Raw genomic sequence first — 25,486 nt, 5'->3', positions numbered from 1 at the left:
ATGAAGTGTAAGTTGAGGATTATTTGGAACTCACTGAGGATTATGTTATTGCAAATGAGGATTAAATTGTTAAATTGAAAATTACTCCACTACTTACATTCGTAGGTAGTGGAGTTTTTTCACCAGTTATCCCCCATTAGCATTGGGAAACCATTAAGATATTCCCATCCGGGTCTTTGAAATTAAAATAGTGGTTATGTTCAATTTCTGTAATTAATTCAACGCCTTTGTTCCTCATAAAGTGAAATGCCTGTTCGATGTTTTTCGTATTTAAGTGGAACGCTGGAGTTTTAAATACCTTGTCTACTGAATAAATTTTGCTATCTAACACAATTCCTGTACCTTCCATTGGTAGAACATAAAGATGACCAAACTGAATTTCTCCATCTGCTGTCACCCCTAAAATATCACAATACCAATCGCGTGCGTTTTCAATATTGCTTACCGGGATAAAGACTGTTCCAATTTGTTTTAAGATAGGATTATTCATAGAACACCTGCCTTTTCAATTTTGGGCTCATTAATTATTCGGCATTCTAAATAAAACTCCTTTTATTTTTAGTCTCCTTATTACACTAAATGCCCATAAAATGAAAAATGAGCCCCTATCCTGTTCAAGGATAAGAGCCATTTCAGTATTTCTATATTGCCAATCTATTTATAAAACTAAAGCACACTTAAGGTGAATTAGGTTGGTCTTTGTTTTTTGAAGCAGCATTTGCTGAATTATCGTTTCCCGATTGCTTCTGTTCATTCTTATTTTCTTTAGGTTGCTGTGATGCAGGGCTTTGGTTACCTTTATCGGAATTTCCATTTCCTAGTTCAGGGTTACTTGATTTCCCCTTCTCTACAGGAGTCTCCTTGGGCTTTTCCTTTTGCTCCCTAATTGGCTTTTCAACAGTTCCGTTCGATTTCTGAACTTTATTTCCGCTTGATTCCTTCGCATTTTCATTCCCGTTAACCTTCTCATTAGCCGGCACTGAAGGGATTGGTTCCTTATTGATAGGAGTCTCCATTTCTCTTTGCTTATTTGCTGGATTGTTTTTCATATCCTCATCAATTTCCGAAGACGGCTTTATTTCCTTCGCCGGATTAAATTGTTGGCTTTCCTTGAATTTATAAACCGACATTTCCTGCATATTGGCCATCGCTCTTTCTTCCGCTGTGCTTTCGCCAATTTTCATAGTCAAATCTTTATTTGCGCTTTGTACATCACGAACTGCATTTCCAACGATTTTTTGTACCTTCTGTTGGTTTTTGCTATTTTCATAGATAATTGTAATATTTACTTGCTCACTGATACCTTTTGCCGTTAATTTCTTCAGAGCTGTGTCCAGCACTTTACTGATTGAGTCACCTATCCAATGATCAGGGCTCTTTTTAGTCTCAACAGATGTACCATTCAAATATCGTAAAACAATGACCTCTCCTGATTCATTAATACCAAGTTCCACTGCCGTGTCTGATTCCAATTGAACGTAGGCCATCACTTCATCACCCATAGGAATTAAAGATGCTACGATAGAAAGAAGAAGGACTGCCGCTATCATAACTGTTCCAAATAATCGCGGCTTCACTCTTCCGCTAAAAAGAGAAGGCGTATTTATTAGATGAAAATCGACTTCATCTCCAATATTCGGCGGTCCACCAATTGGAATTCCACGTAAAAATTCGCCTTTTTCCGTTAGAAATACAGTATATTTTTTTTCTATTTCGAAAACAACACCCCTGTATGTCCGCATCATATAAGTTCCCCTTTTATATATTCCTTTATGTACACAAAGTGACTATTAAGCAGTAATACAACTGCGATTATATATTTCCGCTGTCGTTCGATCGTCTTTCTTGAAACCTCCACAGTCGATTCAAGTTCTTTTACCGGCAATTTTTTATTTGCAATAAGGTAATGATAGAATTCAGGTGTTTCTGCGATGATTTGCGCAATATGAATAGCCGTCTTCCTTGAGTCTATATGTTTTGGAGATGACATGGCCAGCTCTTGAAATGATAGACCATAATTCTTTAAAAGTTTGGTATATTCTATGATTTCTTCACGACGTTCTTCCGCCTGTTGTTCTTTTGAATAGGAGACGATTGACGATCGATCGAATACATACTGTTGGACATCTAAGCCAGTTGTTTTATCTTCATCTTTCAATAAATGAATGACATCGTTTCTCGTTGCTTCTTTTCGAAAATAATCGATAAGCCTCCGCTTTATGATCAAATGTGAAAATGTCGTTAACGATGAATCCTCTGTCGGATTGAATTCTAATACTGCTTCATGAAATCCACTCATCGCAATACTGAATTCGTCATCATGCTCATCAATGGATCGTTTGCATACGAAAGAAGCCGTTTTTTTCATAAACGGAGTAAATTCAATGAGAAGGTCATTCATGACCCTCTCATCCCCATTCTTTGCCTTCAATACAAGCTCATTCAATGATGCATATGATTTTTTATTGAATACTTCTTGCATGAATGACAAAAACATAGATTTCCCTCCGTTCCCATTAGTATCGATTGCCCTGATTTTAATGGGTATAACTTAAATTGAAAAGTAATTTTATATTAAAAATCTGCTTTTCTTTTCATTTTCCCAATTCTTTTATTATTCTTTATTCGCTTTACTTTCTTCTTTTAAAGCTTCACGCTCTGCTTTTTGAATTGCTCTCAGCTCTTGTCTTTGTTCTCTTTGTTGTGCATTTAATTGTGCTTGAGGAGCAGGAGCCTTTTCAGTTTTTTCAGCTTTCTCCTGTTTCACTTTAGCAGGCTGTTCTTGTTTTGACGGCACTTCTTGCTTCACTGTTTCTTGTTTTACCTCTGTTTGCTCAGGAACTATTGTTTCCGGTTGTTCAGGAGCTTCCACTTTTGGCTGTTCATTAGTTTCTGACTGTTTATTCTCCCATTTTTCAATGGAACGTTCCATATTCCGTTTAATTGCTGCTTTAGCAGTTGGATTTTGAACCTTTTCATAGGCTTTTCCAAGCGCATCCAGATTTCCAGCTGTATACCCTTCCGGAGCTTCTGGAAGCACATTTTCTTCTACTTCCTTATCTTCTGTCGCTTTATCTTCAGTTACTTTTTCATCTGTTGCCTTTTCTTCTGTTGCTTTGTCTGTTTCAACCTTTTCAACAACTGGCAATTGAACAGTTTCAATTGGCTCTTTCACTAAATCCGAAGTCAATTCATTTTCTTGTTGAGTCATTTCAATAGCTTCATTCTCTTTTTCATCAGCTAACGCATAGCTTGTCCCAGTTACCGCTAACCCTGCAATAAGTAATGCTACACTTGTTTGTTTCCATTTTTGCATTGTCAATCACCTCAATATTTTTTTGCCCCAATTGTGGACATACCAGTTATTCGGATAGCATTTACTTTTTTAGGGGGTCGGTAAATAAATTTTTATAACTAACCCTTTACACATATCATTGCCCCCCTTACAAATCTAAACAATATCTCAGAATTTCGTCCTTAACCGCTATCTTCGGTCGAAAATACCTATTTTTCTTTTAGTTACGCTGATATCATTGAAACAATTAGATTACTTTATTACACTAAGTTACGAAAAGTAATCAATTAGGTGTGACCTACATTATTGTAGATCACTTTATTTTACACCTTTACACTTACTTTTAATAAGTAATTTACAAAAAGTTATCAGGGGGATTTTTTTATGACAAGACAACAATGGGTATCATTATTTGTACGAGTGGTGTTTGGTTTTATGTTCTTTTACCATGGATTTGTTAAGTTTCAAGGAGGCATCGAGAATACAGCAGGTTACTTCGAATCACTTGGTTTAATGAGTGGTCTTGCATTTGTAGTGGCAATTGTTGAATTAGTCGGTGGTTTATTATTAATTATTGGACTTGGTACTCGTGTAATCGGCGCAGTATTTGCAGTGATTATGATTGGTGCAATCTTCACAGCTAAATTATCACTTGGATTATTTGGTGACGGTACTTACGCTGGATATGAATTAGAGGTTGTTTACGTAGCTCTAGGCATTTATTTCATGTTCGCAGATCGTTCTCCATTATCACTAGATGCTAAATTAATGAACAACGCAGATTAACAGTGAATAGAGAAAAGGAGCAAAAGATGTCCATAACAAGACTCTCTTGCTCCTTTTTAAGTTCATAAGGATACAAGTACCGTAAAAGCGGTTACGGCTTTTGGACTCATTTTCCCGTTATCTTTGAGTATCCAATGTGTCCCAGAAACTGATATCTGCATTTTCAATTGAACGATCTGCTATTGCTTGAACCGCAGCATCAAGTGTTGTAATCGTTTGTTTGATTAAGTAACCATTACTTTTTTGACCGATAACTGCCGATTCATTAAAGTGATCGGACATTCCGCGCATTTCAAATAGCAGTGTAGCAATATCATATTGAACTGCGGCACCATTACGGCCGATATTCTCACCATTACCGCCATTATATTTAGCTAAATGTCCCCATCCAGTAGAATCAACGGCATTAAATACAACGGCCCCCAATTTTTTCGACTTCTCTAGTACTTCCGGTTTTACTTTGTCATTTGTAGGATAAAGCATAGAACCTGATACTAATTTCCCGTCTCGTCTCGCTTGAGTGCCTTGGTGATGCAGGTCAATCATGTAATCAATTTTATACTTTTGTAAAACATTTTTATGAAGAGCCTGAGTTTCCGGGTGCACTTTATCAACATGATCACGATTTAAGTCTGCCCCTACTGCATTGTAGCGTGTTAAATTTCGTCCACCATCAGCGATGTAATCATCAAGTGAAAAATCGACATCTCCCATCGCACCATCTGCATTTAACATTGGCACAATAAGTATATTGACATTATCCAGTACGCCTTTTGTTTTACCTGTTCCAAGATGCTTGATAAATTCTAGTGCACCTTCTGTCGTTAATTGTTCATTACCATGCTGTTGTGTCAAAAATAGGATTGTCGGGTTATTTGGATTTTTAATATATTTCGCCATGTAAATATCTCGTTTTTTTACCGTTTGACCAATCACCTCAAGTTGCATAGCATCTTGTTTCGCATCTTGCTTTTTAAGATAATTAACCATTTCATCGTACGTATATAGGATTGACGTTTGAATCGATTCATTTCCACCATAGTTCGGTCCTTCACCTACAGCATAGGCAGTTAATGAAGCTGGTGTAACAGCTCCCAGTGCCAAAATACTGGTTAAGGATAGTGCTAACGCTTTCTTTTTCATAAGACCCCTCCATTACTTTAATTTTCAAAATTATTAAAATAATAATTCATACTATAAGAATATCCACCAATTCGATAATCGTATATAGAGGGAATCTATCAATTTAATTGCATCAAACATAGAACATTTGTTTTAATTTACCAATAATGGTGTATATTATTTTACTTACTATTTCGCTGTTCTTTTCAAGTTTTTATAGAGTAAAAGTCACTAAACTGTTGTATGGAAATTAAAAATGCGCAAAAAGCTGATCTGCTTTTTGCGCATGATTTTACAGTTTCACTTCAAACATAGCCTCTGTTTTTTCTTCCACATCCTCTAATGTCACACCATCCTGAAGCTCCACTAGCTGCATCTTGCCATCTTGAAAATTAAATACCGCCAGATCAGTAATTAACTGGTGAACAACGCTTTTTCCTGTCAATGGCAATGAGCATTCACGTTTTACTTTCGACTCACCGTATTTGTTCGTATGTTCCATAATGACGATGACCTTTTTCGCGCCGACAACTAAGTCCATCGCTCCGCCCATCCCTTTTACTACCTTTCCTGGAATCATCCAGTTAGCCAAGTCTCCTGCTTCCGACACTTCCATTCCGCCGAGAATAGCCAAATCAATATGTCCGCCACGAATCATCGCAAAGCTTTCCGCGCTATCAAAAAATGTCGCGCCCACTTTTGCTGTGACCGTTTCCTTCCCGGCATTGATCAGGTCGGCATCGACTTCCGCTTCTGTCGGGTATGGTCCAATTCCAAGCAGTCCATTTTCCGACTGTAGCATCACATTATAATGCTCCGGGATTTCATTTGCGATCAAAGTTGGCATCCCAATACCTAAATTCACATATGTTCCGTCCTGTATTTCCTTCACCGCGCGTCGGATAATTTTCATGCGTGCATCCATTATGCTTCCTCCCTTACAGTACGGCGTTCAATGCGCTTTTCAAATGACTCGCTATGGACAATATGTTGCACATAAATTCCCGGCAGATGGATTTCATCCGGATCCAGTTCGCCTGTTTCGACAAGCTGCTCCACTTCGACAATTGTCACTTTACCTGCTGTCGCACAAAGCGGGTTAAAGTTGCGTGATGCTTTACGGAACACAAGATTTCCGGAGCGATCGGCTTTCCATGCTTTCACAAGCGCAAAATCCCCTGTAATCGCGCGTTCTAACAAGTATGTTTTGCCGTCGAATTCCTTCGTCTCTTTCCCCTCTGCGATTGGCGTACCAACACCTGTTGCCGTATAAAATCCTGGTATGCCTGCACCACCAGCACGAATGCGTTCCGCCAATGTGCCTTGTGGAGTTAATTCCACTTCAAGCTCACCATTTAAAAATTGTTGTTCAAATGTTTTATTTTCCCCTACATAAGAAGCAATGATTTTCGTAATCTGCTTGTCTTGTAACAGAATGCCGAGCCCGAAATCATCGACACCGCAGTTATTGCTGACAACCGTCAGATTTTTTGTTCCTTTATCTTTTACCGCCTGAATTAGATTTTCCGGAATACCGCATAACCCGAAGCCCCCCACTAATAATACAGCTCCATCGTCTATTGCCTGAATCGCCTGTTGTACAGAAGCTACTACTTTGTCCATGTCCTTATCCCCTTTCACATCCATACAAAATATTCTACAAAAAGACTGGATTCCCTCTAAAAATCTGTTTTTCTATTGGGAGTGTCTGGCGTGCATGTTCTAATAAACTTCGAAATGTTCTAATATATTTTTATTTGTTCTAATAAACTGACGATTTTCAAATATATTCCCGAGATGTTCTAATAAGTCCGCGCTTTATTCTAATATCCTCGCTGCATTTTCGAATATCCCCCACCGTTGTTCTAATAACCCGCAACATTGTTCTAATAAAATCAGCTCCCGACTCCCCCTAGCACCTTTTCCGAACATAAATACAGTCTACACTGCCACGAATACAACCAATCTTCTAATAACCTCCCCGGACTTTCTAATAACACTCCCACTTCTTCTAATATTCCGGCCCATTGTTCTAATAAAATCAGTCCCGGCCTTCCTGAGCACCTTTCCCAATTAAAAATACAGTCTACGCTGACTCATTTTCTAATACTCTCCCCCAACTTTCTAATAACCCCTTCAATTGTTCTAATAAATTCCTGCTCCTGCTCCCGCCCCCACACAAAAAAGCCAAACCGCCCTAACGAACAGTCTGACTCTCCATTTTAATTTTGTTTTTCATGCGGTGCCTGATAAATTCCAATTTCTTTTGTATTCGGGTCGCGAACAATGCGCTGATCGTCTTGTAACGGAATAATATTCGGATCATCCACATCACCGCTGCGGCCAAAATCTCCTGCAACACTTGTATTCGGTAATGCTTCATATTTTTTCTCAGGCTCAAATGGTACAGGACGTTCATCCATTACCTCTTTGTTAATGAGGTTCGATGGATTAGAACGGTTTGTAATCCAGTCATCGAGTGTATGGCCTGTCCAATCTTCTTCATCAAATGGGTCGGTACCTGTTATGAGCAGTTTCCCGCCTTCTTCAATTATTTTTTCGTATTCAAGCCGCTTGTTTTCCGGTAAACCGAGGCGGCGAATTTTCTCTTCAATTGGCGATTCCTTCGTCAATGCTGTTTTCACTATACTGCGGACACCATTTGTTGTAATAAGTGACACTTGCTGATCGCGTGCGATGGAGTGAAATTCGTCCACATCTTTTGTTAAAACGTAAATATGTGTACCTTCCAATTCATTGTCCGGTCTACGTAATTCCTGGAGTTTTTCTAGCAATTCCTGTTTCGTATAGGCAACATCAATCTTCTGTTTCGGCTCATCAAAAAACATTTGCATCCCTCCATTAAATTATTCGTAAGTACCTTTTCCCCATCTCCCTCATACAAAACCTTTTCCAAAAAATGCATAAAGGATTTTTGCCCCAATCAATTCAAGTTAGCGTTTCAATTTTTTCATAAATTTCTTTCAGCATAATATCATAACGGTCTCCGTTTAAGTAAAAATTGAATACGTCGACATCACATTTGATTTCTGACAATTCCTCTCCCACTAGTATTTCATTATGTAAATAAAGCGTTGAATGTGAACCATTTATCAGATTTTGAAAGTGCAGTGTATCGTAAGTTATGTTTTCTTTCGTAAAAGCAAAATGCCCTTTCGCTGCACCATAATAGATGATTGGAATCAGTGCATCCTTATATATCTTAATATATTCATCCTGGGAAGCTTGTTCAAAAACAGTAGGCGTAATAAAAAGTGCATCATATTCCAAAGCCGGATTCGTAACCGCTTCTTCAAGTGTTTCAAATGTAATTTCTACAATATCTATATTTGTATTGTAACTGTCGTTGAACTCCCCTAAAACGGCAATTTTTAACGGCACCCCTTCATACGCGACTATTTCCTCCGAACACCCTGCCAATAATAGAAGCCCGAGCAGAAATAATACTTTTTTCATTTATATCTCACCCTTTCTTAGAAGAATTGTATACTACGTTACCATCAAACCTTCCAAATTATTCGGAAGAGAATAATTAAAGGAGCTGCCAGCACGATGTGGCAACTCCTTTTGCTTTTTACACTTTATACTTTATATTCTTTCACAATAGCGTCCAACTTCTCGGCCAGTTCAGCGAGTTGCTCTGTCGTTGACGCAACATTTCCCATAGTGGCACTTGTTTGAACAATTGTAGCCGTTGTTTCTTCTACGCTAGCTGTAGTTTCTTCTGTAATCGCTGAAATTTCCTGCATGGAATCATTGATATTCTGCCCTTCCTTGTTCATCGCTTGTAGCTGAACAAGCACTTGCTTCATAAACTGATCCATTTGAAGTACAGAGTGTTCGATTTCCCTGAACGTTTCGGCAGTACCTGCAAGCTGCGATGAACCTGCTTCAACTGTCGTAAAGCCTTGCTGTAATGAATTGCTCAATTCTTTCGTCCCATACTGAACTGTACCGACAATCGTTGTAATTTCCGTTACCGATTTGGCTACTTGCTCGGCAAGTTTGCGCACTTCTTCGGCTACAACGGCAAACCCTTTACCATGTTCGCCGGCACGAGCTGCCTCGATTGACGCATTTAATGCAAGCAGATTCGTCTGGTTTGCGACATCTTCAATAATTTTCACAAATGATGAAATCTGCCCAACCCGTTGTCCTAAATCCCCCATTTTTTCAATGGCTGTCTGCATCATGTCATGAATTTGTTCCATCTGGCCATTTGAAGTTTCCATCATTTTTGTACCTTCCGATGAAAGGGAAAGAACGTTATGCGATAGCGTTTCAAGTTTTGTTCCTTGCTCGGTTGTTTCCTTCAATGTTTGAGAAAAATCTGTTACCGCGTCATATACTTCGGTGATTTCATTTGTTTGAGTCTCAATCCTTCGCGACAGGGCTTCCATCGTTTCGGCAATCGCCAGTGCACCAGTAGATACTTCATTTGTCGATTGAGCAAGCATTGTACTTTGCGCTTTGACACTACTTGATGCAAAAGAAACTTCCGAAATTGTCCCATGCAACTGTTCCTGCATCACTTTCATATCCGTCATTAACCGGCCTATTTCATCGTGACGATTATGTTCGTCCAAACGCTGCGTCAAATCGCCTCTACTTAGTACATGCATCAGTTGTGATGTATGCATGATCGGCTTTGTTATTGAGCGACTAAAGAAAAATGCAACAAGGACAGCAAGAATGATTGTGATGATTAAAATTGCGACACTAATGTTGATCATGCTGGCCATTGCGGATTGCGTTTCTTCTATATTTTGTATGAGATGAATGCCGCCAATTACCGAGACTGCAGCCGGGTCTTCCATTGGTAAAAAGCTTTCGATTATATGGTCGCCATCATTTTTATACTGACTTGATTTTCCGGCAAGAACATCCGAAACTGCCTGACCGTTTAGCTTTGTGCCAATATTTGCTTGTTCGGATGATTCAACAATTTCACCCTCTCCATTAAGAAGTTGAAGTGACATACCCGGGAATAAATTTTGAACTTCTGCAATAAACTCATTGCCAAGGCCTATTTGCAATGTCCCGACGATTTGCTCATTCACCTCTATCGGGGCAAATGCTCGTACAGCCAATCCGCTTGAACCATACTCAAATCCGCTGTAAGCATTTCCTTCTAGTGCGCCTTGAATTGCGGGAATATCTGACTTGTCATCACCGAATTTTGTAGGGTTATGACCTCTTAAATATACCTTGCCTTTTTCATCGCCAATTTCCATGACGGCCAGTTTATGTTGCGCATTTAATTTATTAAACAGTGCTTCACCAGCAGATTGAACAGCAGCACGATCAGTATTCATGAGCAATTGCTGAATTTCCGGATCTTTGGCATACAGCTCTGCTAAATATTGCAAGTCGGCTGCGGTGTTCTCAAAATATTGTGAAACACCTTGTTCTATTTCATTTTGCTTATCAAATTGAATGTCTTCGAAGCTGTTTGATGTTGCAAAATAATTGTACGTAACCGTCGTAAACACAGGAATAATTCCAACTAACAACAAGATTATCATTAGCCGGGTCTTTAAACTTTTAAATTGCATAGTATCTCCTTTGGTGAAATCTCTCCGTATCCCCGAATGAATTTCTCATCTATTATTTTTATATACAACATTCAATTTTATAATGTAACTATCTCGATTCCCAATTAAGTATAAGTAAATAATGTTGCATAAATATAATATTTAAGTATTTGAGTAGGTTCCATAAAAAAATGCATCAGGAAGTCACCGCTTCCTCATGCATTCAATCCATTATTGGCCAAACTCCGTTACGAATTCAGAAAGGTCTTTTCGTGTTCTTACATTTGGAACATTATCGTAATAACCGAACTGGAACATCGAAATGACACGCTCATGTGGCTGTGCATTTAATGCTTCACGGAATTTCGGATTGTCTAAAAAGCCCGGAGTTTTCCAGCACGTGCCGATCCCTTTTTCCCACGCCAGCAGTTGCACATTTTGTAAATAGCAAGCGGCTGCCGCGTAGTCTTCCAACCGTTCTTTTTGACGAACATCTTCTGTCACAAGCACAAATGCATAAGCCCCTGCCAATGTGAATTTCTTCATTTGAATAGCAAGCGCATCTTCTGAAAGCTCCTGCCATTTAGGAACTGCAAGGTCTCGAAGCAGTTCATGTACTTTTGGCAGCTGCTCCTCTGCACCTACTACAATGCGCCATGGCTGACGGTTGCCGTGATTCGGTGCCCATTTTGCATCATCCAAAATTTCCATTACTGCCTTTTTGTCAACTTGCTGTCCGTTAAACAGTTTAATCGAACGGCGTTGTAATACTGCGTCTCTTACTGATAAAGTCATCGCCAAATCCTCCTTCAATTACTACTCTTACATTAGCATGAATGATCTCTATTTAACATATTACATTGAGGGAATTCTATTAAAAAGGTTCATTATAAGGCAGGTTTCCACAATTCGGTTAAGCCACGTATTAAACAGGCGGGGAAATTCCGCTTATTCCTTTCCCCTCCCTATAGCCCTTCAAAACTCATCTTCAATATGGTAATAGTAGTACTGCATGTTCGGAGTATAGGCGGTGGAGTCTTCATACGTATAGATGCGGTCGCTGCTGTTGGATGTATGGGCATTTACATACGGGACCCCCTGCTCAATTCGCGTCACAATTGTACTATGATCTATCCGACCATCCCCGGTAAAATCGTAAAAAATTAGATCCCCAAGCTGCAGTTCACTTGCAGAGCTTACCCTTGTCGCGCGTAAGCCTTGCGTCGACGTTTCCAAATACCAGCGAAGGGAGTGTGCAACAGACCAGCTATAACTCCAGCGCTCCGGTTGTCCGATCATCCACCAGCCTTGCCCACGATTCGGTGCCCCCCGCATTGGAGCCCCTCCAGCACGTAAACATTGGGAGATAAAGTTCGTACAGTCATCCCGAAATACCGGATATTCAGGATTAAAGCTGTCCCACCATCTATTTGCATAAGCCACAGCAGCCATCCGATTATAAGTAGGCAACAATCTTCTCCTTTTTTCACAGCGTATGTCGAGTACTTTCTAATTATGAAAGTGTTGTGAATGTAGAGCAAAAATCCCCTGTTTTTGTAAATCTTTGATACAATTATTTTATTGAAATTATGAAACGGTTAGGGGGAATTATGATGACACAACATGCAGAAAGGGAAATTTTTCTTCCTATAGCCCTTTGCGATAAAAAAGGTAATTTAAATCCGGAAGCAATCGGTTTTGCACGTAGACCTATTATCGACAGTAATTTGTCAGGGCATTTTATGCGCAAGAAAAAATGGAATTACTGGTGTGTATATGGTGAGGAAATTTTATTTTCCGCGACAATCAGTCATATGGATTATGCGGCTGTATGCTTTGTTTATTTCCTCGAATACGAGACACAACGTTACTTTGAAAAAACAATCTTAATTCCACTTGGGGCAAAAGTAAAAATGCCGACGCAAGTGCTGGAAACAATTCAATATAAAAATACGGAAATGTCCATCCAACTTACATACTTCAATCGCGAGACCCATTTAACAGTGACCGCGCCTGATTTTGATGGTGACCCTTTGCATGCAGAGCTCACAATTGCACATCCGAAAGGCGATGACTCCCTCAATGTGGTCATTCCATGGAATCGCCGTACATTCCAATTTACGGCGAAACATCACACGTTACCAACTTCGGGTTCTGTAAAAATCGGGAACCGCACCTTTACGTTTACACCGGAAGAAAGCTTTGCTGTACTCGATTATGGCCGCGGTGTTTGGCCTCGTGAAGCAACATGGAATTGGGGCATGGCATCACAAAGAGTTCGTGGTCAGCGGATTGGTTTGAACTTTGGCGGTAAATGGACGGATGGAACAGGCATGACCGAAAATGCCATTTTTATCGACGGGCATATGACGAAAATTCATGAAGATGTTCTGTTTCACTATGATCGCACCAATTTCATGCATCCGTGGACGATCAAAACGAAATTCAGCGGACGCGTCAACTTAACTTTCACACCATTTTTTGAACGTGTAGCAGAAACGAATGCTAAACTCATCGTTTCCTCTGTCCACCAAATGGTCGGTTATTATGATGGATTTATTCAGCTTGATGATGGCAAAACACTGCATATCCAGCAAATGCTTGGCTGCATTGAAGAACATGTTGCAAAGTGGTAACGCGTGAGGGGGAAATTTAATGACAGCTCAAGATTTTAAACAGGAACAACAGCGCCTGCACGAAACGATCCATTATATGGACCGGATATTAAATAGCTCAAAAAGAGATATTGAGACGGCACAGGAAAATATTCGTACTGCGATGGCCAATGTGGAATATTTGGATTCCAGTGACAGCTTCCTGAACATTTTAATGAATACCCGTTTTTTCGAGCTTGCCCGTAATCAAAAAGAAGGGTTGGAAGCGATTCGTCAAAAACCGTATTTTGCACGAATCCATTTTCAGCGTGAAAACGAAGATGAGGAATTTCTTTATATCGGAAAAACCTCGCTTTTCCACAGCGAAACACATGAACCAATCATTGTTGATTGGCGCTCCCCTGTCGCAAACGTCTACTACGATGGCCGGCTTGGCGATATTACATACGATGTCCGGGATGAAACACATTCCGGTCATTTGTTTGCCAAGCGCCAATATAAAATTGAAAATGGCGAGCTGATCAATTACCGTGATGTCGATTTAACAACAAATGATGAGCTCCTCCAGGAAGCGCTCGAAGGAAAAGCCGATGTCCGGTTAACGGAAATCGTCTCCACTATCCAAAAAGAACAAAATGAAATTATTCGCGCACATTTACGCCAGCCGATTCTTGTACAAGGTGCGGCAGGTTCAGGTAAAACAACAATTGCCCTCCACCGGATTTCGTATTTCCTTTATACGATGGGCGAGCATTTCAATCCAGAACAGTTAATGATTCTCGCACCGAACCGGTTATTTATCGATTATATTGCCGATGTATTACCGGAGCTTGGCGTCGATAAAATTTGCCAGACAACATATGCGCAATATGTGCTTGATGCACTGAACCTAAAATTAAAACTTCAAAATCCGAATGAACAACTCGAGCAGCTCATCGCAAACCCTTCCGTACAGCAAGAGTATGCCATGATTTCGAAAACAAAAGGCAGTGCATTTTACGAGCTCATGATGAACCGCTATATAGAGCACCATGAACAGCAGCTTGCTTCCTTGTTTGATGATGTATTCATTGAAAAATACCGGATTATGAAAGGCGAGCATTTACGAAAGCTGTTTTTGGTTGAATTCCATTATATGCCTGTGGAAAAGCGGCTTGAACGTATTAAAAAGGTGATTCAAACAGAGGTAAAGCGGAAAACTGCAGCAGTGCTCGCTACATTGAATACGCGCTATGAAGATGCAATCGGTCGTGCGCTAAATGGGATGCGTGACGCAGAGAAACGCCGTCGTACAGTGACAAAACTGATTGATGAAAGGGATGCCCGTGTTCCAAAAATTAAGCAGGAAGCAAAATCCGTTGCAACAGTTTATATGAAGAAGTTCCAAAAAGTGAAAGTGAAGCAGTTGTACCGAGAGCTTTTGACGAACCGTGAATTATTGGGTGAAGTGGCTCCGGAATGGCCCTTGGAAGATGTTGCTCATTTTATAAAGGCTCACCAGAAAGAACGGTGGGTGCTGGAAGATTTGGCTGCCCTTTACTTTTTGCAGGCAAAGATCAAAGGTATTGATGATAAGTGGAAAATGCGCGTCGTGTTTATCGATGAAGTACAGGATTACAGCTATTTTCAGCTTGCTGCCTTAAAAGCGGGGCTTGAGACGGATATGTTTACAATGGTTGGCGATCTCGCTCAAGGAATCCATAGCTACCGGTCCCTGACAGAGTGGCAGCCTGTACTTTCTCTTTTCCCGCGCGCAACGTATGCAACACTTCAAAAAAGCTACCGAACAACAATTGAAATTATGGATGTTGCCAATGAAATCCTGATGCAGATGGATGAGGATTTACCTCTAGTTGAACCTGTTGTCCGTCATGGAAAAGAGCCTGAATTTATTGTCGCGGAAGGGTTTGATCCCGCTATTATTCAAGACGTGCTTGTAAAAATCCGCGACAATCAGCATCAATCCATTGCGCTTATTTGTAAGACAACACATGAAGCCGTTCAGTTAATCGGACAGCTTCAAAACTCCGATGTTCCGGCTCAGTTACTCGATGAGAATTCAGCAATCGATCAGCAAAAACTTCTCGTCATCCCAAGTCACTTGGCAAAAGGGTTAGAGTTTGATGCGGTCATTCTCACGTCATTTGACACACCATATGATGACAACCCTCTTGACCGGAAACTGCTGTATGTAGCCTTAACCCGCGCCATGCACGAGCTTTATTTGATTGGCCCTTCGAAAGAGGCTTTTTTAATGAAGTGAACGTAGGTATGCGTTTATTAACCTAACAAATTAAAGAGTGTTCTCATATAGCTCTTTAGTTAATTCCGCTGTTCTTTGTGCCCGCCTTTATACCGTTACGCTAAAGAGGCGGGCTTACAGTGGAAAGCGCTGTATCCAATCCCCTTCACCCTTCAAGTAAAAGTAGTTTCCTTTAACAAACCTTTAATAAGCCTTGCTGATGCATAGCAAAGTTCACCATTATCTAAATTAATAGATCTTTCTTTTGAATCAATGTTTTTTATCTTACTTTTATTCACTATAAAAGATTTATGACAGCGGTAAAAATCAGGATGTAACCCTTCATAATTTTTTAACCGTCCGTAAAATTCAATATGTTCATTTTCCAAATGTAAGATAATTTTATGGGAGTCTGGAGAAGCTTCAAAAAAATAAATGTTTTGAAAATCGATATTATGCGTACGTCCCGTTGTTTTGATTTGCAGTTTTTGAATGTTGTCTTGTTCACCCAACTTTAAATAACGTCGATGAGCCTCTTTTAAAGTTGACAATAACTTTTCCTTTAACGAATCCGGATTATCTTTAATAATAAAATCTAGTGCAGCCAATTTATAAATAAACGTAAGAAAGCTCATTTCTGCATGTGTTGTAATATACACTAAGTTGGCAATAGGATCCTCTTCCCGAATTTTGCTTCCTAATGTAATACCTGTAATTTCGTCTTTTAAATTGATATCCAAAAAATAACAGTCCGCCTTGTCTTCTTGTAAAAATGATAAAACATCATGAGGGTTAGCTGTAGCAAGTACTACTTTTATTCCGTTATCTTCCATCATAGCGTAGTTCTCGATTATTTCTTTCGTTTTCTCCAATTGAACTCGATCATCTTCACAAATAACAATATTCATATAATCTACCCCTTTTTAAACTCCATTTCCTGAATAAAATAAGGAGGGCTAATTTTTGTATTTAAACTAACATTTTGTAATTTATTTTTCATTTGACGTAAATTAGCTAAGCCTATACCTCGACTCTCTCCCTTAGTTGAAAAACCCTCTTGGTAAATTTCATGTACTTTTATATTTGTAGATTCATCAAATTTGTTAGTTACGACTAATAAAATGGCTTCATTTATTTGAATAAAGGCAACGCGTACTTGGCCATTCTCGATTTCCCGTGCTGCTTCAATTGCATTGTCCAGCACAATACCTACCATACGATTTAAAATAATCGGATCTACCGGTATATCATTGATTTCTTCCACAATTTCAATATGAAAGGGAACGTGATGGGATTGTGCCTGTAAGATTTTTGTCGTTAATAACCCTTTCAAACTATTTATTTTTAGATTATTCAACACCATCATCGCTTGCTGATTTAATTGTTCCTGATGATTCGTTTCTAATATATGGCCATAAAAGTATGTATGGAGACCCTCATAATTTTTGTCATCAATAAATGTACGTAAAGAAGATAAGATATTAACGTAATCATGTTTAAACTTACGCATATCCTGATTAATTTGTTCAAGTGAGGCAACATAGGATTCGAAATTATTTATTTCTTGTTCCCGTTGTTCCATTTTAAATTGTTTAATTGCTAAAAAGACAATGACAAAAATACTGATTGTCAGTAATGCTAGATAAATCAAAAACATTGCCAAATTATTCTGGACGCTCTCATTAAAATTTTTATGGTCAATATTCATGATGTTGATATACATAAACACTACTGTAATTACACTGAGAAACACTAGTATATAGGATACGTAATGATGGAATACCCATCGATTAATCAAATATTTAGCAATGCGTTTATAACAAAAAGCAAAAAGTAAGCCCAATAAAATGAACAATATCGTAAAGCTGAAAAATGTTAGTTGTTCATTGTTGATTCCACCAAGCAAATAGAAAATCACTATACTTGAAATATTATCCGAAATAACTAAAAAAATAAGGGCCATAAATACATGAAAAATATGAATAACGACACGGGTTTTGCGATAAATCATTATTGCCAATATAGCTAAATAATATAAAATCGAGATTGCATCAAAAAATTGAAACAATATAAAAGTTGGTAAAAATATAATTAGTAAAATCGTTAGTAATTGTTTTTTTGACCATGACAGGTCCAATACATATGTGCTAAAAAATAGTAACATTATATATTGAATTATGAACAATAAAATGAATTCAATTGTAAGTCCATCCACTCATTACCACTCCGTTATAATTTTACTTTATATCCATTATATACTAATTAATAAAATTAAAAAGTTTTTCCAAAAGCTGCTATAGCTCTTGAAAAAACTCTTATAACCTTCTGTGATAAAGGAAAACCGAATACCTATTATTTAAATTGAAATAATTGTTTTATTGTTAAACTATCGGATTTCAGAACGCCTTTTGGATAAATTTTTGCAGCTACACCGGCAAATAAGGCAATAAATAAAATCATGATCATCAATGAAACGATAATTTCAACCGGAGCAATTGTATTATAGACAATACGAATCAATACGCTCATTGGTGCTGTAAATGGAATGTACGAGGTTACTTTTGTCAACGTCCCTTCCGGATAATCCATGACAAACAATATTTCTACTGTCAAACTGGCCATTAATAAAATCACGATTGGCATTGTTGCACTCGATAAATCATCCGGACGGCTTACCATCGATCCTACGATTGCAAACAAAGTCGCATAGATGAAATATCCAATGATGAAGAAAATGAGAATATATGCTGCTGTTTCCCAAGTAATTGTCTCTATTACAGCCTGGACAAATGAACCTTCAGGAATATTAAAAACCCCTAAGTTTGCCCATAACAGAAGGCCTCCGATAAAGATAAATAATTGAGCTAAGCTTGCTATTCCAATACCTAAAATTTTGCCGTACATCATCGGTACTGGCGCTACCTTTGTAATCATGACCTCCATCACTCGGGAAGATTTTTCAGAGGCAATTGCTGTTGCGACATTATTCCCGTATGTGGAAATGGCTAAAAACATAATCGCAATCAATCCATAGACAATAAGTAAGGCATTTGGCTCTGTTTCATATAATGATTCAAAGTTAGTCTGCAATGGTGCGTTTAATGCCTGAACAACTGTCGGATGAATGGATTGAGCTTCCACAATAGACGCCACTCTCTTTTGTTCAATATAAGATTCTAACGTGAGCAGTAGTTCATTGTTCACTTTTGGCATAAAAATATTTAGCTGCATTAAGTCCAATCGATCTTCCAATACAAAAAAGCCTGCGAGTTCTTCTGTTTTAATCTCTTCTTTTAGGCTCTCTACCCTTCCATCGTTTACAATCTGCCAATTCCCAACCACCCCAGATAGCTCTTGTTCGGATAATTCTAAAGATGTTCGATTCACAAGTTTATATGTTTCTTCTGAACTGTCCTTCGTGAAGCTGTTAAGAATCGACGGGGAGGCAAATAGCAATACACTTAATACGAGCATGCCGAGCGTAATATATATATATGCTTTTGTCTTCACAGCTTCTTTGAAAACGGTGCTGAATACAATATTGAAATTACGCAATGACATCGCCTCCCGTCCGTTCAATAAAGATTTCATGCAAGCTTGGATCTTTTAACGAAATCCCCTGAAGTTCGAATTTCTCGCCAAACTCCTGAATGAGCTGATATATTTTTTCGCTTCTTGGAATTCGTAACTTATAACGGTTGTTTTCCTCGGTGAAATCATATTGTTTAAGCGTAAGATAGTCCTTCAAGTCGGCAGCTGAAGTTTCCAGCTCCAAGTAACGGTAGTCATAGGAGCTCTTTACATTTGCCAACTTGTCAGAAACAATCATATTCCCATCCTTTAAAATACAGATTTGGCTGCAGAATGATTCAACTTGTTCCATTTGGTGGCTGCAAAAAATGATTGTTTTCTTTTTAGCGATTAATTCTTTTACGACTCTTTTTAACATATCTGCATTAACGGGATCTAACCCGCTAAACGGCTCATCTAAAATGATAAAATTCGGGTCATGTATTATCGCAGTAATTAATTGTACTTTTTGCTGGTTCCCTTTCGACAATTGTTCGGTACGCTTTTTCGCCGCATAAGAGATTTCAAGCTTTTCCAACCACTTTAGTGCCTCGCTTTTCGCCTCTTTTTTGCTCATACCTTCCAACATACCAAAGTAAATAATTTGATCTAAAACATTCATTTTAGCGTAAAGTCCACGTTCCTCAGGTAAGTAACCTATTTTCAAGTTTTTCTTTGAGAAAGGCTTTCCTTTCCATAAGATTTGACCACTATCCTTAGGAATCAGCTCTAGCATCATACGTATGGTTGTTGTTTTTCCTGCACCATTTCTGCCTAGCATACCAAGGATTTGTCCTTCTTCTAATTGAATGGAAATATTGTTCACTGCTTTTTTATTGCCAAAGCTTTTATTTAAATTTTTAATTTGAAAGGTCATTTGCACCGTTCCTCCCTTAGCTGAACATTTTAATAATAGAAATAACGACGACTCCAATACCAACTCCAACTACAGTTCTTAAAATATTTTTCATTTTTTTTGCCTCCTTTTATGTTTAACTACGTAATGATTTTCTGTTCAAATGCCTTACTGATCGACTCGATATAATTCGGTACTTTAAAATAGGTATTAATCCGATAAAGTGACTGATCAATTTCTTCTGCTGACATCCCCCGTTTATGCTGGATGAACTCAAATGTATGACCAACCGCTAAATCTCTTAGAATTTTTTTATCCAACTCTTTTAATGAAACCTCAAGTAAATTTGATATATTACTCTTAAACGATTCCATCAGTAGTACAAATTCGTCCAACCTTGTATTTTTTGTCACACTTGCCCAGCGTTCTTCATCTTTTAATAGATGGTAAACCTCCCCCATTCTTGAATCTACAAGAAGCATAATGTCTACTTCGGGGCCCTTCACTTTTTTTAAACTTTCAATAATCAGCGCAAAATGCTGGTTTGTTGTTTCAATTACCACTACATCAATACACTGTTCTTTAATCTTTTTCCGTAATGCCTGATTAAAAAGAGGAGCTTGAATGGCATAAGTATCTACTTGCCAAGCCGGGCGCTTATCACGAATCGCTATTTGTAATGCTTCGATAAACAAAGTAGACATTGAAACAATCAATACTTTCAAAATATCCCCCCTTTGGTAATTGCCTGATTTCACTATAATTTTGTTTGTCTGATTAATGTTTAAAGGATCTTCAAAACCAAGAAACCAATCATTATCGTTCTTTTTTCGCATAAAAAAAACGTTCATATAATCATGAACGTTTGCTTCGTAAGCACTTAAATCTACTGGCTTACAATCCAATATAAATATAATAATCAAGCTGGGATGACTTCATAAAACCGGCTTTTTCATATACATGAAGGGCTGCCATGTTTTCGACTTCCACATCGAGTAAAATTGTCTTGTCACCTGACCGAAGCGCATAATCTTTCACGAAGTTTAAAATTTGTGTACCGATTCCTTGGCGCTGTCTTTTAGGGGAAACAGCAAATGCCGTAATCCATTGTACTTCGCCTTCTTTACGAGTCGTCACTGTTCCCACAACTTCACCTTCAATTTCGGCTGTCCACATGACTAGGCCTTCAGTCGTTGTATTAAACTCGATCAATTCCAATGACTCCTCACGCATATCGCCAAACGCATCACTGAAAATCGTGACAAGTGCTTCGGTATCCTTTTGCATAAATGGGCGTAAGGTAACAGCTCCATCTGTTTGCAGAACTTCTGCACGGGCTTCCAATGTCGCTTCAGAAAAGCTGTATAAATACCCATTCTTTTGAAGAAATTCTTTGCCGTAATGAGAACCTTCCATGATTAATGCAAGTTCTCCTTCACTTTCACGCATCGCCATGCCATCTTTCAGCACATTCAAAATTGCCGTACCAATTCCAAGGTGACGGTACATTGGTGCAACGAGCATTGACCATTCATACGTATTTAATCCCATCATATCGACAGCAGTACCTGCTCCGACCAATAAATTCTTTTCATCATCATATACAAGAACATAAAATCCCCGTATTTCATAGCTTTTCGCTATCGGTAAATTCATTACTTGATTTAATACTACGCCATCACAGACGGCCGCTGTTTTACATAATTTCTGTAATTCTTCATATGTTTCTTCATCTAACGGAAACGACACTGTTATTGCCGATAAATTCATTCTTTCTACTCCAATTCTAACTACTATAATTTCTTTATTTTAGTAAAGCTATCGAAGTAACGCAATACTCACGCATGAATCCCTTCAAATTTATCTTTTCACAAATATTCTTTTCATTAAAAACAAAAAAACTTCATGATACAATTATTCTAGTAAAGATGCATAAATTTAACTACTTATTACCCAATAATAAGGTATAATAATCCTATGCATGATTAATTTTTACAAATAAAAATTCATCTTAAATGACTAAACTATGTTATTTAATTATAATTGCAATATGAATTAATTAATTAAGGAGACTTAACTTATGACAAAAGAACAAATCTATTCTACTAGTACTGAGCCACTACTAGATACCCCTTTCCCTTCTTTTGTACTCTCACCTAATGGCACACTCGTCCATGAAAATATCAGTCATTTGGACTATATATCAAAAGAGACAAAAGAACTAATAGGTAAGTCCATACACGACACGCTTTTTTCAGAAGTAGGTGACGATGTCATTGAAACCATTTTAACCGGTTCGGTAGCGTTATGTTTGCACAACATCCCTCTTTCATTAAAAGGACAATCTTCCAAAATATGTACCCTTTATACGAAGCCGACAGTTTTCTTAAATGAACAAGCGATTTCTGTTCTTTGTATTCCAAATGAAGAAGTTCGTTTAATGGATGAAGAACAGCAACATTTAGTGGACCTTAAAAATGGGATCCACCAATCATTCATGACTGTTACACTTGACCAGGACGGCTTTATCACTCAAACAAATCAGCAATTTTTAACAGCAAGCCACTGGACACCAAAACGGGTCATCGGTAAAACATTGTGGCAATTGTTCCCGCAAAATCCCGAATCAGAAAAAGTTGTTTTAGAAATTTGGAAAACATTGCAAAACGGACAAGTTTGGCAAGGTGAAGTCGAGCAATTGACAAAAGATGAGCAACTTTACTGGGTACATTTAACGGCCATTCCAATGATGGGTCAAACATCTGAAAAGAACGAGTATTTGCTGATTGAGCGAAATATTACAAAAGAGAAAAAAATTCAGTTTCAGCTGGAGAAAATCGCATATATTGATACAGAAACAGGAATGATGAATGTTCATCGTCTGGAACAAATTATCGGGGAAATGATTGAAGAAGACCGGCATTTTTCATTTGTTTACTTAAGTATTGATAAGTTTTACACAATTAAGGATTTGCATGATGGCGTAGCCGGAAATTCCCTTATCGTAGAATTTACGAAACGCATGAAAATGTATTTCCAAGATAGTACGATGGCTCGTATTAATGAAAGTGAATTTGTCGTAATTACACCATTGCCAGAATGGTTTACACAAGGTTTCCTGAATTATTTACAGCAAAATCCAATCTACAGCGGAAATGTGGCAGTTCCCCTATCATTAAGCGGCGGGATTACACGCTTCCCGGAAGATCAAATGACTTTCTCTCAATTAATGAAGGCATCATTGGCTACGATAGCTTCTGTACGCAGTGCGGGCGGTGACAGCATCGTCTCTTTATCAAAATCTTCACATGCTGCATTAAACCGCAGATCGATTGTTGAAAAGCGATTACTACTTGCATTAGATCAGAAAAATCTTCATGTTCTATACCAGCCTCAAGTTGATTTAAAAAGTGGTAATATTACAGCTGTTGAGGCATTAGTGCGTTGGGATGATGAGGAAATCGGCGCAGTATCACCTGATGAACTGATCCCTATCGCGGAAGAGACAGGTCTAATAAATAATATCGGTTCGTTTATGCTGGAAAAAGCATGTGAACAGGCGGTCCTATGGAAAAATGCGGGCCATGCAATTAAAGTGAGCATCAACTCTTCTGTACGCGAATTCCGTGATAAAAATATGGCCAAGTCAATTTTGGAAACACTTGAACGTACTGGCTGTCCGGCAAATTTACTGCAAATCGAAATTACCGAAAAGTTTGCATTGGAAGCTGAGGCCGAAACAGGAATTATTAAGCAAATGCGTGCACTTGAAAAAGAAGGCATCGTCTTTGTGCTTGATGACTTTGGAACAGGTTATGGCTCATTCCGTTACATGCAGCTTTTACCTATTTCCATTTTAAAAATCGACCAGACATTTATCCACTCGCTGAAATCGAAAAAAAACCAGCAGCTCGTAAACGGTATGGTACAACTAGGAAAATCAATGAATCTGACGGTCGTTGCTGAAGGTGTGGAAACAGAAGAACAAATGCAATTCCTGACAAGCATCGGCTGTGATTTCATCCAAGGTTACTTTGTAAGCAAACCAAGCTCTACAGAAGAAATTTCTTCGTTATTACTGTAATCAAAAAGCTCGTAAGGCAACTGACGATCAGTGCTTTACGAGCTTTTCTTTTTTATTTTAGTAAAGGATTGAATCGAAGTCCTTCCTTTTCTCATTAAACGCAAAATGATCTGCATTATTACCTCAGCAAATACAAGTCCCATCGCAATCGCTCCGGAAATCATAAATGCACGCATTCCATTTTCCAAACCTGCAATATAGTCGAGCTCCATCACATTTCGCATCGTGCTGTATGCAATGCCACCAGGGACAAGCGGAATAATACCAGACACACTAAATATGATCATCGGCATCCTAAACTTGCGTGCAAAGAAATATGCTACTAATGAGACGACAAATGCCCCAACAAAGGATGCTCGAACATCATCCAGTCCGCCTTCAAACAGAACATAATATACTGCCCAGCCTACAGCACCGACGAAGCCACATGCCGGGATCGTTTTGATCGGGGCATTAAAAATGACACCAAAACAGGCGGTCGCTATAAAACTGATAACGATTTGAGCTAAAACATGCTCCACCAACGAACGCTCCTTCCATTCGATCATACCTTGGAATGATCGCACTCCGAAATTGATTCACTAACTAGAGAGAAAGCACAAGTGCAACACCTGAACCAATCGCAAAAGCTGTTAAAAAGGCTTCGGCACCCTTTGCCATTCCTGCAGTGAAATGTCCTGCCATTAAATCACGGACTGCATTCGTAATGAGCAGACCAGGCACAAGAGGCATGACCGATCCGATTATAATCTTGTCGATTTCCGTACCGACATTAAAATGCACTGCTAGGGATGCAATAACACCTACCCCTACCGATGCTAAAAACTCGGAGAAAAATTTCACGCGGGTCATATTATGAAGAATCGTCACAATATATAAACCGACGCCCCCTGCAACAAAGGCAGCTGGGATATCCGATAATGTTCCTTTAAAGAGCAATAAAAAAGCACTGCTTGCTAAACATGCAGCCAAAACTTGAATGGAAATAGGGAGGAAATAATTTGTTTTTTCGATCTTCTTTAACTCGTCATACGCCTGCTCTAGTGTTATCATTTGAGATGTAAGCTTACGTGAAACATTGTTTACGAGCACAATTCGATGTAAATCCGTAATTCGTGTTGGAATCGATGTAATTTGAGTTGGCTGTGTTTTACCTAGAGAGAAAATAATACCTGTTGGCGTAACATAGCTTTGTGCATTCATCATATTTTGAGAACGGGCCATTCGTAGCATCGTGTCTTCCACTCGATATGTTTCAGCACCGCTTTCAATCATAATACGACCTGCAAGCAAAAAGCAGTCAAGCGCCAGTTCAGTATTTTCAGCATTCATTTAAGGGACCCCCTTCCACTTCTTAGCTC

General features: G+C 38.6%; 24 protein-coding genes. 4 read left to right on the top strand and 20 right to left on the bottom strand.

Features of this window, described 5'->3' with window-relative positions; genetic code table 11:
* Positions 1-136: 136 nt before the first annotated feature.
* The 4 genes from MHH44_RS02750 to MHH44_RS02735 all read right to left on the bottom strand — a co-directional run bounded on the left by MHH44_RS02750 (position 137) and on the right by MHH44_RS02735 (position 3,316).
* Positions 137-490: a VOC family protein gene (locus MHH44_RS02750; RefSeq protein ID WP_340797738.1), complete on the bottom strand. Its 354-nt coding sequence runs from the start codon at positions 488-490 to the stop codon at positions 137-139.
* 187 nt (positions 491-677) lie between these two features.
* The gene (locus MHH44_RS02745; protein ID WP_340797737.1) at positions 678-1,742 is read right to left on the bottom strand and encodes an anti-sigma factor domain-containing protein; all 1,065 of its coding nucleotides are present in this window, start codon (positions 1,740-1,742) and stop codon (positions 678-680) included.
* A complete protein-coding gene (gene sigI, locus MHH44_RS02740) occupies positions 1,742-2,497 on the bottom strand; it encodes an RNA polymerase sigma-I factor (RefSeq protein WP_340797736.1) in 756 nt (251 codons plus the stop codon). Before sigI ends, MHH44_RS02745 begins: the two co-directional genes overlap by 1 nt.
* A gap of 117 nt (positions 2,498-2,614) precedes the next feature.
* Positions 2,615-3,316 carry a hypothetical protein gene (locus MHH44_RS02735; RefSeq protein ID WP_340797735.1) on the bottom strand — a complete coding sequence of 234 codons (702 nt, stop codon included), beginning with the start codon at positions 3,314-3,316 and terminating at the stop codon, positions 2,615-2,617.
* A gap of 363 nt (positions 3,317-3,679) precedes the next feature.
* On the opposite strand from MHH44_RS02735, the gene MHH44_RS02730 reads away from it, so the two are divergent.
* Positions 3,680-4,081 (top strand): DoxX family protein, encoded by a 402-nt coding sequence (locus MHH44_RS02730; protein ID WP_008406329.1) that lies wholly within the window; start codon positions 3,680-3,682, stop codon positions 4,079-4,081.
* Between the two features lie 117 nt (positions 4,082-4,198).
* Here the strand turns inward: MHH44_RS02730 and MHH44_RS02725 are convergent, their stop codons facing one another.
* From MHH44_RS02725 to MHH44_RS02690, 8 genes are all read right to left on the bottom strand, one after another.
* Positions 4,199-5,224, bottom strand: a complete 1,026-nt coding sequence (locus tag MHH44_RS02725) for a M14 family zinc carboxypeptidase (RefSeq protein ID WP_008406327.1) — start codon at positions 5,222-5,224, stop codon at positions 4,199-4,201.
* 271 nt (positions 5,225-5,495) lie between these two features.
* A complete protein-coding gene (locus MHH44_RS02720) occupies positions 5,496-6,128 on the bottom strand; it encodes a 3-oxoacid CoA-transferase subunit B (protein WP_008406323.1) in 633 nt (210 codons plus the stop codon).
* A complete protein-coding gene (locus MHH44_RS02715) occupies positions 6,128-6,826 on the bottom strand; it encodes a CoA transferase subunit A (protein WP_340797734.1) in 699 nt (232 codons plus the stop codon). The genes MHH44_RS02720 and MHH44_RS02715 overlap by 1 nt, the downstream gene beginning before the upstream one ends.
* A 599-nt stretch (positions 6,827-7,425) precedes the next feature.
* On the bottom strand, positions 7,426-8,052 hold the full coding sequence (locus tag MHH44_RS02710; RefSeq protein ID WP_340797733.1) for a general stress protein: 627 nt from the start codon (positions 8,050-8,052) through the stop codon (positions 7,426-7,428).
* Between the two features lie 100 nt (positions 8,053-8,152).
* Positions 8,153-8,680 (bottom strand): hypothetical protein, encoded by a 528-nt coding sequence (locus MHH44_RS02705; protein WP_340797731.1) that lies wholly within the window; start codon positions 8,678-8,680, stop codon positions 8,153-8,155.
* Between the two features lie 125 nt (positions 8,681-8,805).
* Positions 8,806-10,779 (bottom strand): methyl-accepting chemotaxis protein, encoded by a 1,974-nt coding sequence (locus MHH44_RS02700; RefSeq protein ID WP_340797730.1) that lies wholly within the window; start codon positions 10,777-10,779, stop codon positions 8,806-8,808.
* A gap of 210 nt (positions 10,780-10,989) precedes the next feature.
* A complete protein-coding gene (locus MHH44_RS02695) occupies positions 10,990-11,553 on the bottom strand; it encodes a nitroreductase family protein (RefSeq protein WP_014824839.1) in 564 nt (187 codons plus the stop codon).
* A 180-nt stretch (positions 11,554-11,733) separates the two neighbouring features.
* On the bottom strand, positions 11,734-12,231 hold the full coding sequence (locus tag MHH44_RS02690; protein ID WP_340797729.1) for an amidase domain-containing protein: 498 nt from the start codon (positions 12,229-12,231) through the stop codon (positions 11,734-11,736).
* A 140-nt stretch (positions 12,232-12,371) separates the two neighbouring features.
* On the opposite strand from MHH44_RS02690, the gene MHH44_RS02685 reads away from it, so the two are divergent.
* Positions 12,372-13,394, top strand: a complete 1,023-nt coding sequence (locus tag MHH44_RS02685) for a DUF2804 domain-containing protein (protein WP_340797728.1) — start codon at positions 12,372-12,374, stop codon at positions 13,392-13,394.
* Between the two features lie 19 nt (positions 13,395-13,413).
* On the top strand, positions 13,414-15,636 hold the full coding sequence (gene helD / locus MHH44_RS02680) for an RNA polymerase recycling motor HelD (protein ID WP_340797727.1): 2,223 nt from the start codon (positions 13,414-13,416) through the stop codon (positions 15,634-15,636).
* 152 nt (positions 15,637-15,788) lie between these two features.
* Here helD and MHH44_RS02675 read toward each other — a convergent pair whose 3' ends face one another.
* From MHH44_RS02675 to MHH44_RS02650, 6 genes are all read right to left on the bottom strand, one after another.
* Complete coding sequence (locus MHH44_RS02675; RefSeq protein ID WP_340797726.1) at positions 15,789-16,523, bottom strand: LytR/AlgR family response regulator transcription factor; 735 nt, start codon at positions 16,521-16,523, stop codon at positions 15,789-15,791.
* Between the two features lie 5 nt (positions 16,524-16,528).
* Positions 16,529-17,830 (bottom strand): sensor histidine kinase, encoded by a 1,302-nt coding sequence (locus tag MHH44_RS02670; RefSeq protein ID WP_340797725.1) that lies wholly within the window; start codon positions 17,828-17,830, stop codon positions 16,529-16,531.
* Between the two features lie 137 nt (positions 17,831-17,967).
* Positions 17,968-19,176, bottom strand: a complete 1,209-nt coding sequence (locus MHH44_RS02665) for an ABC transporter permease (protein ID WP_340797724.1) — start codon at positions 19,174-19,176, stop codon at positions 17,968-17,970.
* Positions 19,163-20,062: an ABC transporter ATP-binding protein gene (locus tag MHH44_RS02660; protein WP_008406307.1), complete on the bottom strand. Its 900-nt coding sequence runs from the start codon at positions 20,060-20,062 to the stop codon at positions 19,163-19,165. The genes MHH44_RS02665 and MHH44_RS02660 overlap by 14 nt, the downstream gene beginning before the upstream one ends.
* A gap of 119 nt (positions 20,063-20,181) precedes the next feature.
* On the bottom strand, positions 20,182-20,766 hold the full coding sequence (locus MHH44_RS02655) for a glycosidase (protein WP_155889494.1): 585 nt from the start codon (positions 20,764-20,766) through the stop codon (positions 20,182-20,184).
* 169 nt (positions 20,767-20,935) lie between these two features.
* The gene (locus tag MHH44_RS02650; protein ID WP_065217455.1) at positions 20,936-21,811 is read right to left on the bottom strand and encodes a GNAT family N-acetyltransferase; all 876 of its coding nucleotides are present in this window, start codon (positions 21,809-21,811) and stop codon (positions 20,936-20,938) included.
* A 310-nt stretch (positions 21,812-22,121) separates the two neighbouring features.
* Between MHH44_RS02650 and MHH44_RS02645 the strand changes: the two genes are divergently transcribed.
* Positions 22,122-24,125 carry a sensor domain-containing protein gene (locus MHH44_RS02645; protein ID WP_065217456.1) on the top strand — a complete coding sequence of 668 codons (2,004 nt, stop codon included), beginning with the start codon at positions 22,122-22,124 and terminating at the stop codon, positions 24,123-24,125.
* Positions 24,126-24,160: 35 nt separating this feature from the next.
* On the opposite strand, the gene MHH44_RS02640 is transcribed toward MHH44_RS02645, so the two are convergent.
* Positions 24,161-24,646 (bottom strand): threonine/serine exporter family protein, encoded by a 486-nt coding sequence (locus MHH44_RS02640; protein ID WP_008406303.1) that lies wholly within the window; start codon positions 24,644-24,646, stop codon positions 24,161-24,163.
* A gap of 64 nt (positions 24,647-24,710) precedes the next feature.
* Positions 24,711-25,457, bottom strand: coding sequence for a threonine/serine exporter family protein (locus tag MHH44_RS02635; protein ID WP_008406301.1), 747 nt, complete (start codon positions 25,455-25,457; stop codon positions 24,711-24,713).
* Positions 25,458-25,486 lie beyond the last annotated feature (29 nt).

Source organism: Solibacillus sp. FSL K6-1126, from assembly GCF_038003445.1.
Lineage (GTDB): Bacteria > Bacillota > Bacilli > Bacillales_A > Planococcaceae > Solibacillus > Solibacillus silvestris.
The sequence above is the reverse complement of the archived record's forward strand: the minus strand, read 5'-3'. Positions and strand labels throughout refer to the sequence as shown.

Excerpts from the sequence above, each read along its gene's own strand:
- MHH44_RS02660 (WP_008406307.1), bottom strand. The coding sequence starts at position 20,062 with ATGACCTTTCAAATTAAAAATTTAAATAAAAGCTTTGGCAATAAAAAA.
- MHH44_RS02700 (WP_340797730.1), bottom strand. The coding sequence starts at position 10,779 with ATGCAATTTAAAAGTTTAAAGACCCGGCTAATGATAATCTTGTTGTTA.
- MHH44_RS02685 (WP_340797728.1), top strand. The coding sequence starts at position 12,372 with ATGACACAACATGCAGAAAGGGAAATTTTTCTTCCTATAGCCCTTTGC.
- MHH44_RS02750 (WP_340797738.1), bottom strand. The coding sequence starts at position 490 with ATGAATAATCCTATCTTAAAACAAATTGGAACAGTCTTTATCCCGGTA.
- MHH44_RS02725 (WP_008406327.1), bottom strand. The coding sequence starts at position 5,224 with ATGAAAAAGAAAGCGTTAGCACTATCCTTAACCAGTATTTTGGCACTG.
- MHH44_RS02710 (WP_340797733.1), bottom strand. The coding sequence starts at position 8,052 with ATGTTTTTTGATGAGCCGAAACAGAAGATTGATGTTGCCTATACGAAA.
- MHH44_RS02705 (WP_340797731.1), bottom strand. The coding sequence starts at position 8,680 with ATGAAAAAAGTATTATTTCTGCTCGGGCTTCTATTATTGGCAGGGTGT.
- MHH44_RS02695 (WP_014824839.1), bottom strand. The coding sequence starts at position 11,553 with ATGACTTTATCAGTAAGAGACGCAGTATTACAACGCCGTTCGATTAAA.
- helD (WP_340797727.1), top strand. The coding sequence starts at position 13,414 with ATGACAGCTCAAGATTTTAAACAGGAACAACAGCGCCTGCACGAAACG.
- MHH44_RS02720 (WP_008406323.1), bottom strand. The coding sequence starts at position 6,128 with ATGGATGCACGCATGAAAATTATCCGACGCGCGGTGAAGGAAATACAG.
- MHH44_RS02675 (WP_340797726.1), bottom strand. The coding sequence starts at position 16,523 with ATGAATATTGTTATTTGTGAAGATGATCGAGTTCAATTGGAGAAAACG.
- MHH44_RS02635 (WP_008406301.1), bottom strand. The coding sequence starts at position 25,457 with ATGAATGCTGAAAATACTGAACTGGCGCTTGACTGCTTTTTGCTTGCA.
- MHH44_RS02715 (WP_340797734.1), bottom strand. The coding sequence starts at position 6,826 with ATGGACAAAGTAGTAGCTTCTGTACAACAGGCGATTCAGGCAATAGAC.
- MHH44_RS02645 (WP_065217456.1), top strand. The coding sequence starts at position 22,122 with ATGACAAAAGAACAAATCTATTCTACTAGTACTGAGCCACTACTAGAT.
- MHH44_RS02735 (WP_340797735.1), bottom strand. The coding sequence starts at position 3,316 with ATGCAAAAATGGAAACAAACAAGTGTAGCATTACTTATTGCAGGGTTA.
- MHH44_RS02745 (WP_340797737.1), bottom strand. The coding sequence starts at position 1,742 with ATGCGGACATACAGGGGTGTTGTTTTCGAAATAGAAAAAAAATATACT.
- MHH44_RS02650 (WP_065217455.1), bottom strand. The coding sequence starts at position 21,811 with ATGAATTTATCGGCAATAACAGTGTCGTTTCCGTTAGATGAAGAAACA.
- MHH44_RS02730 (WP_008406329.1), top strand. The coding sequence starts at position 3,680 with ATGACAAGACAACAATGGGTATCATTATTTGTACGAGTGGTGTTTGGT.
- sigI (WP_340797736.1), bottom strand. The coding sequence starts at position 2,497 with ATGTTTTTGTCATTCATGCAAGAAGTATTCAATAAAAAATCATATGCA.
- MHH44_RS02665 (WP_340797724.1), bottom strand. The coding sequence starts at position 19,176 with ATGTCATTGCGTAATTTCAATATTGTATTCAGCACCGTTTTCAAAGAA.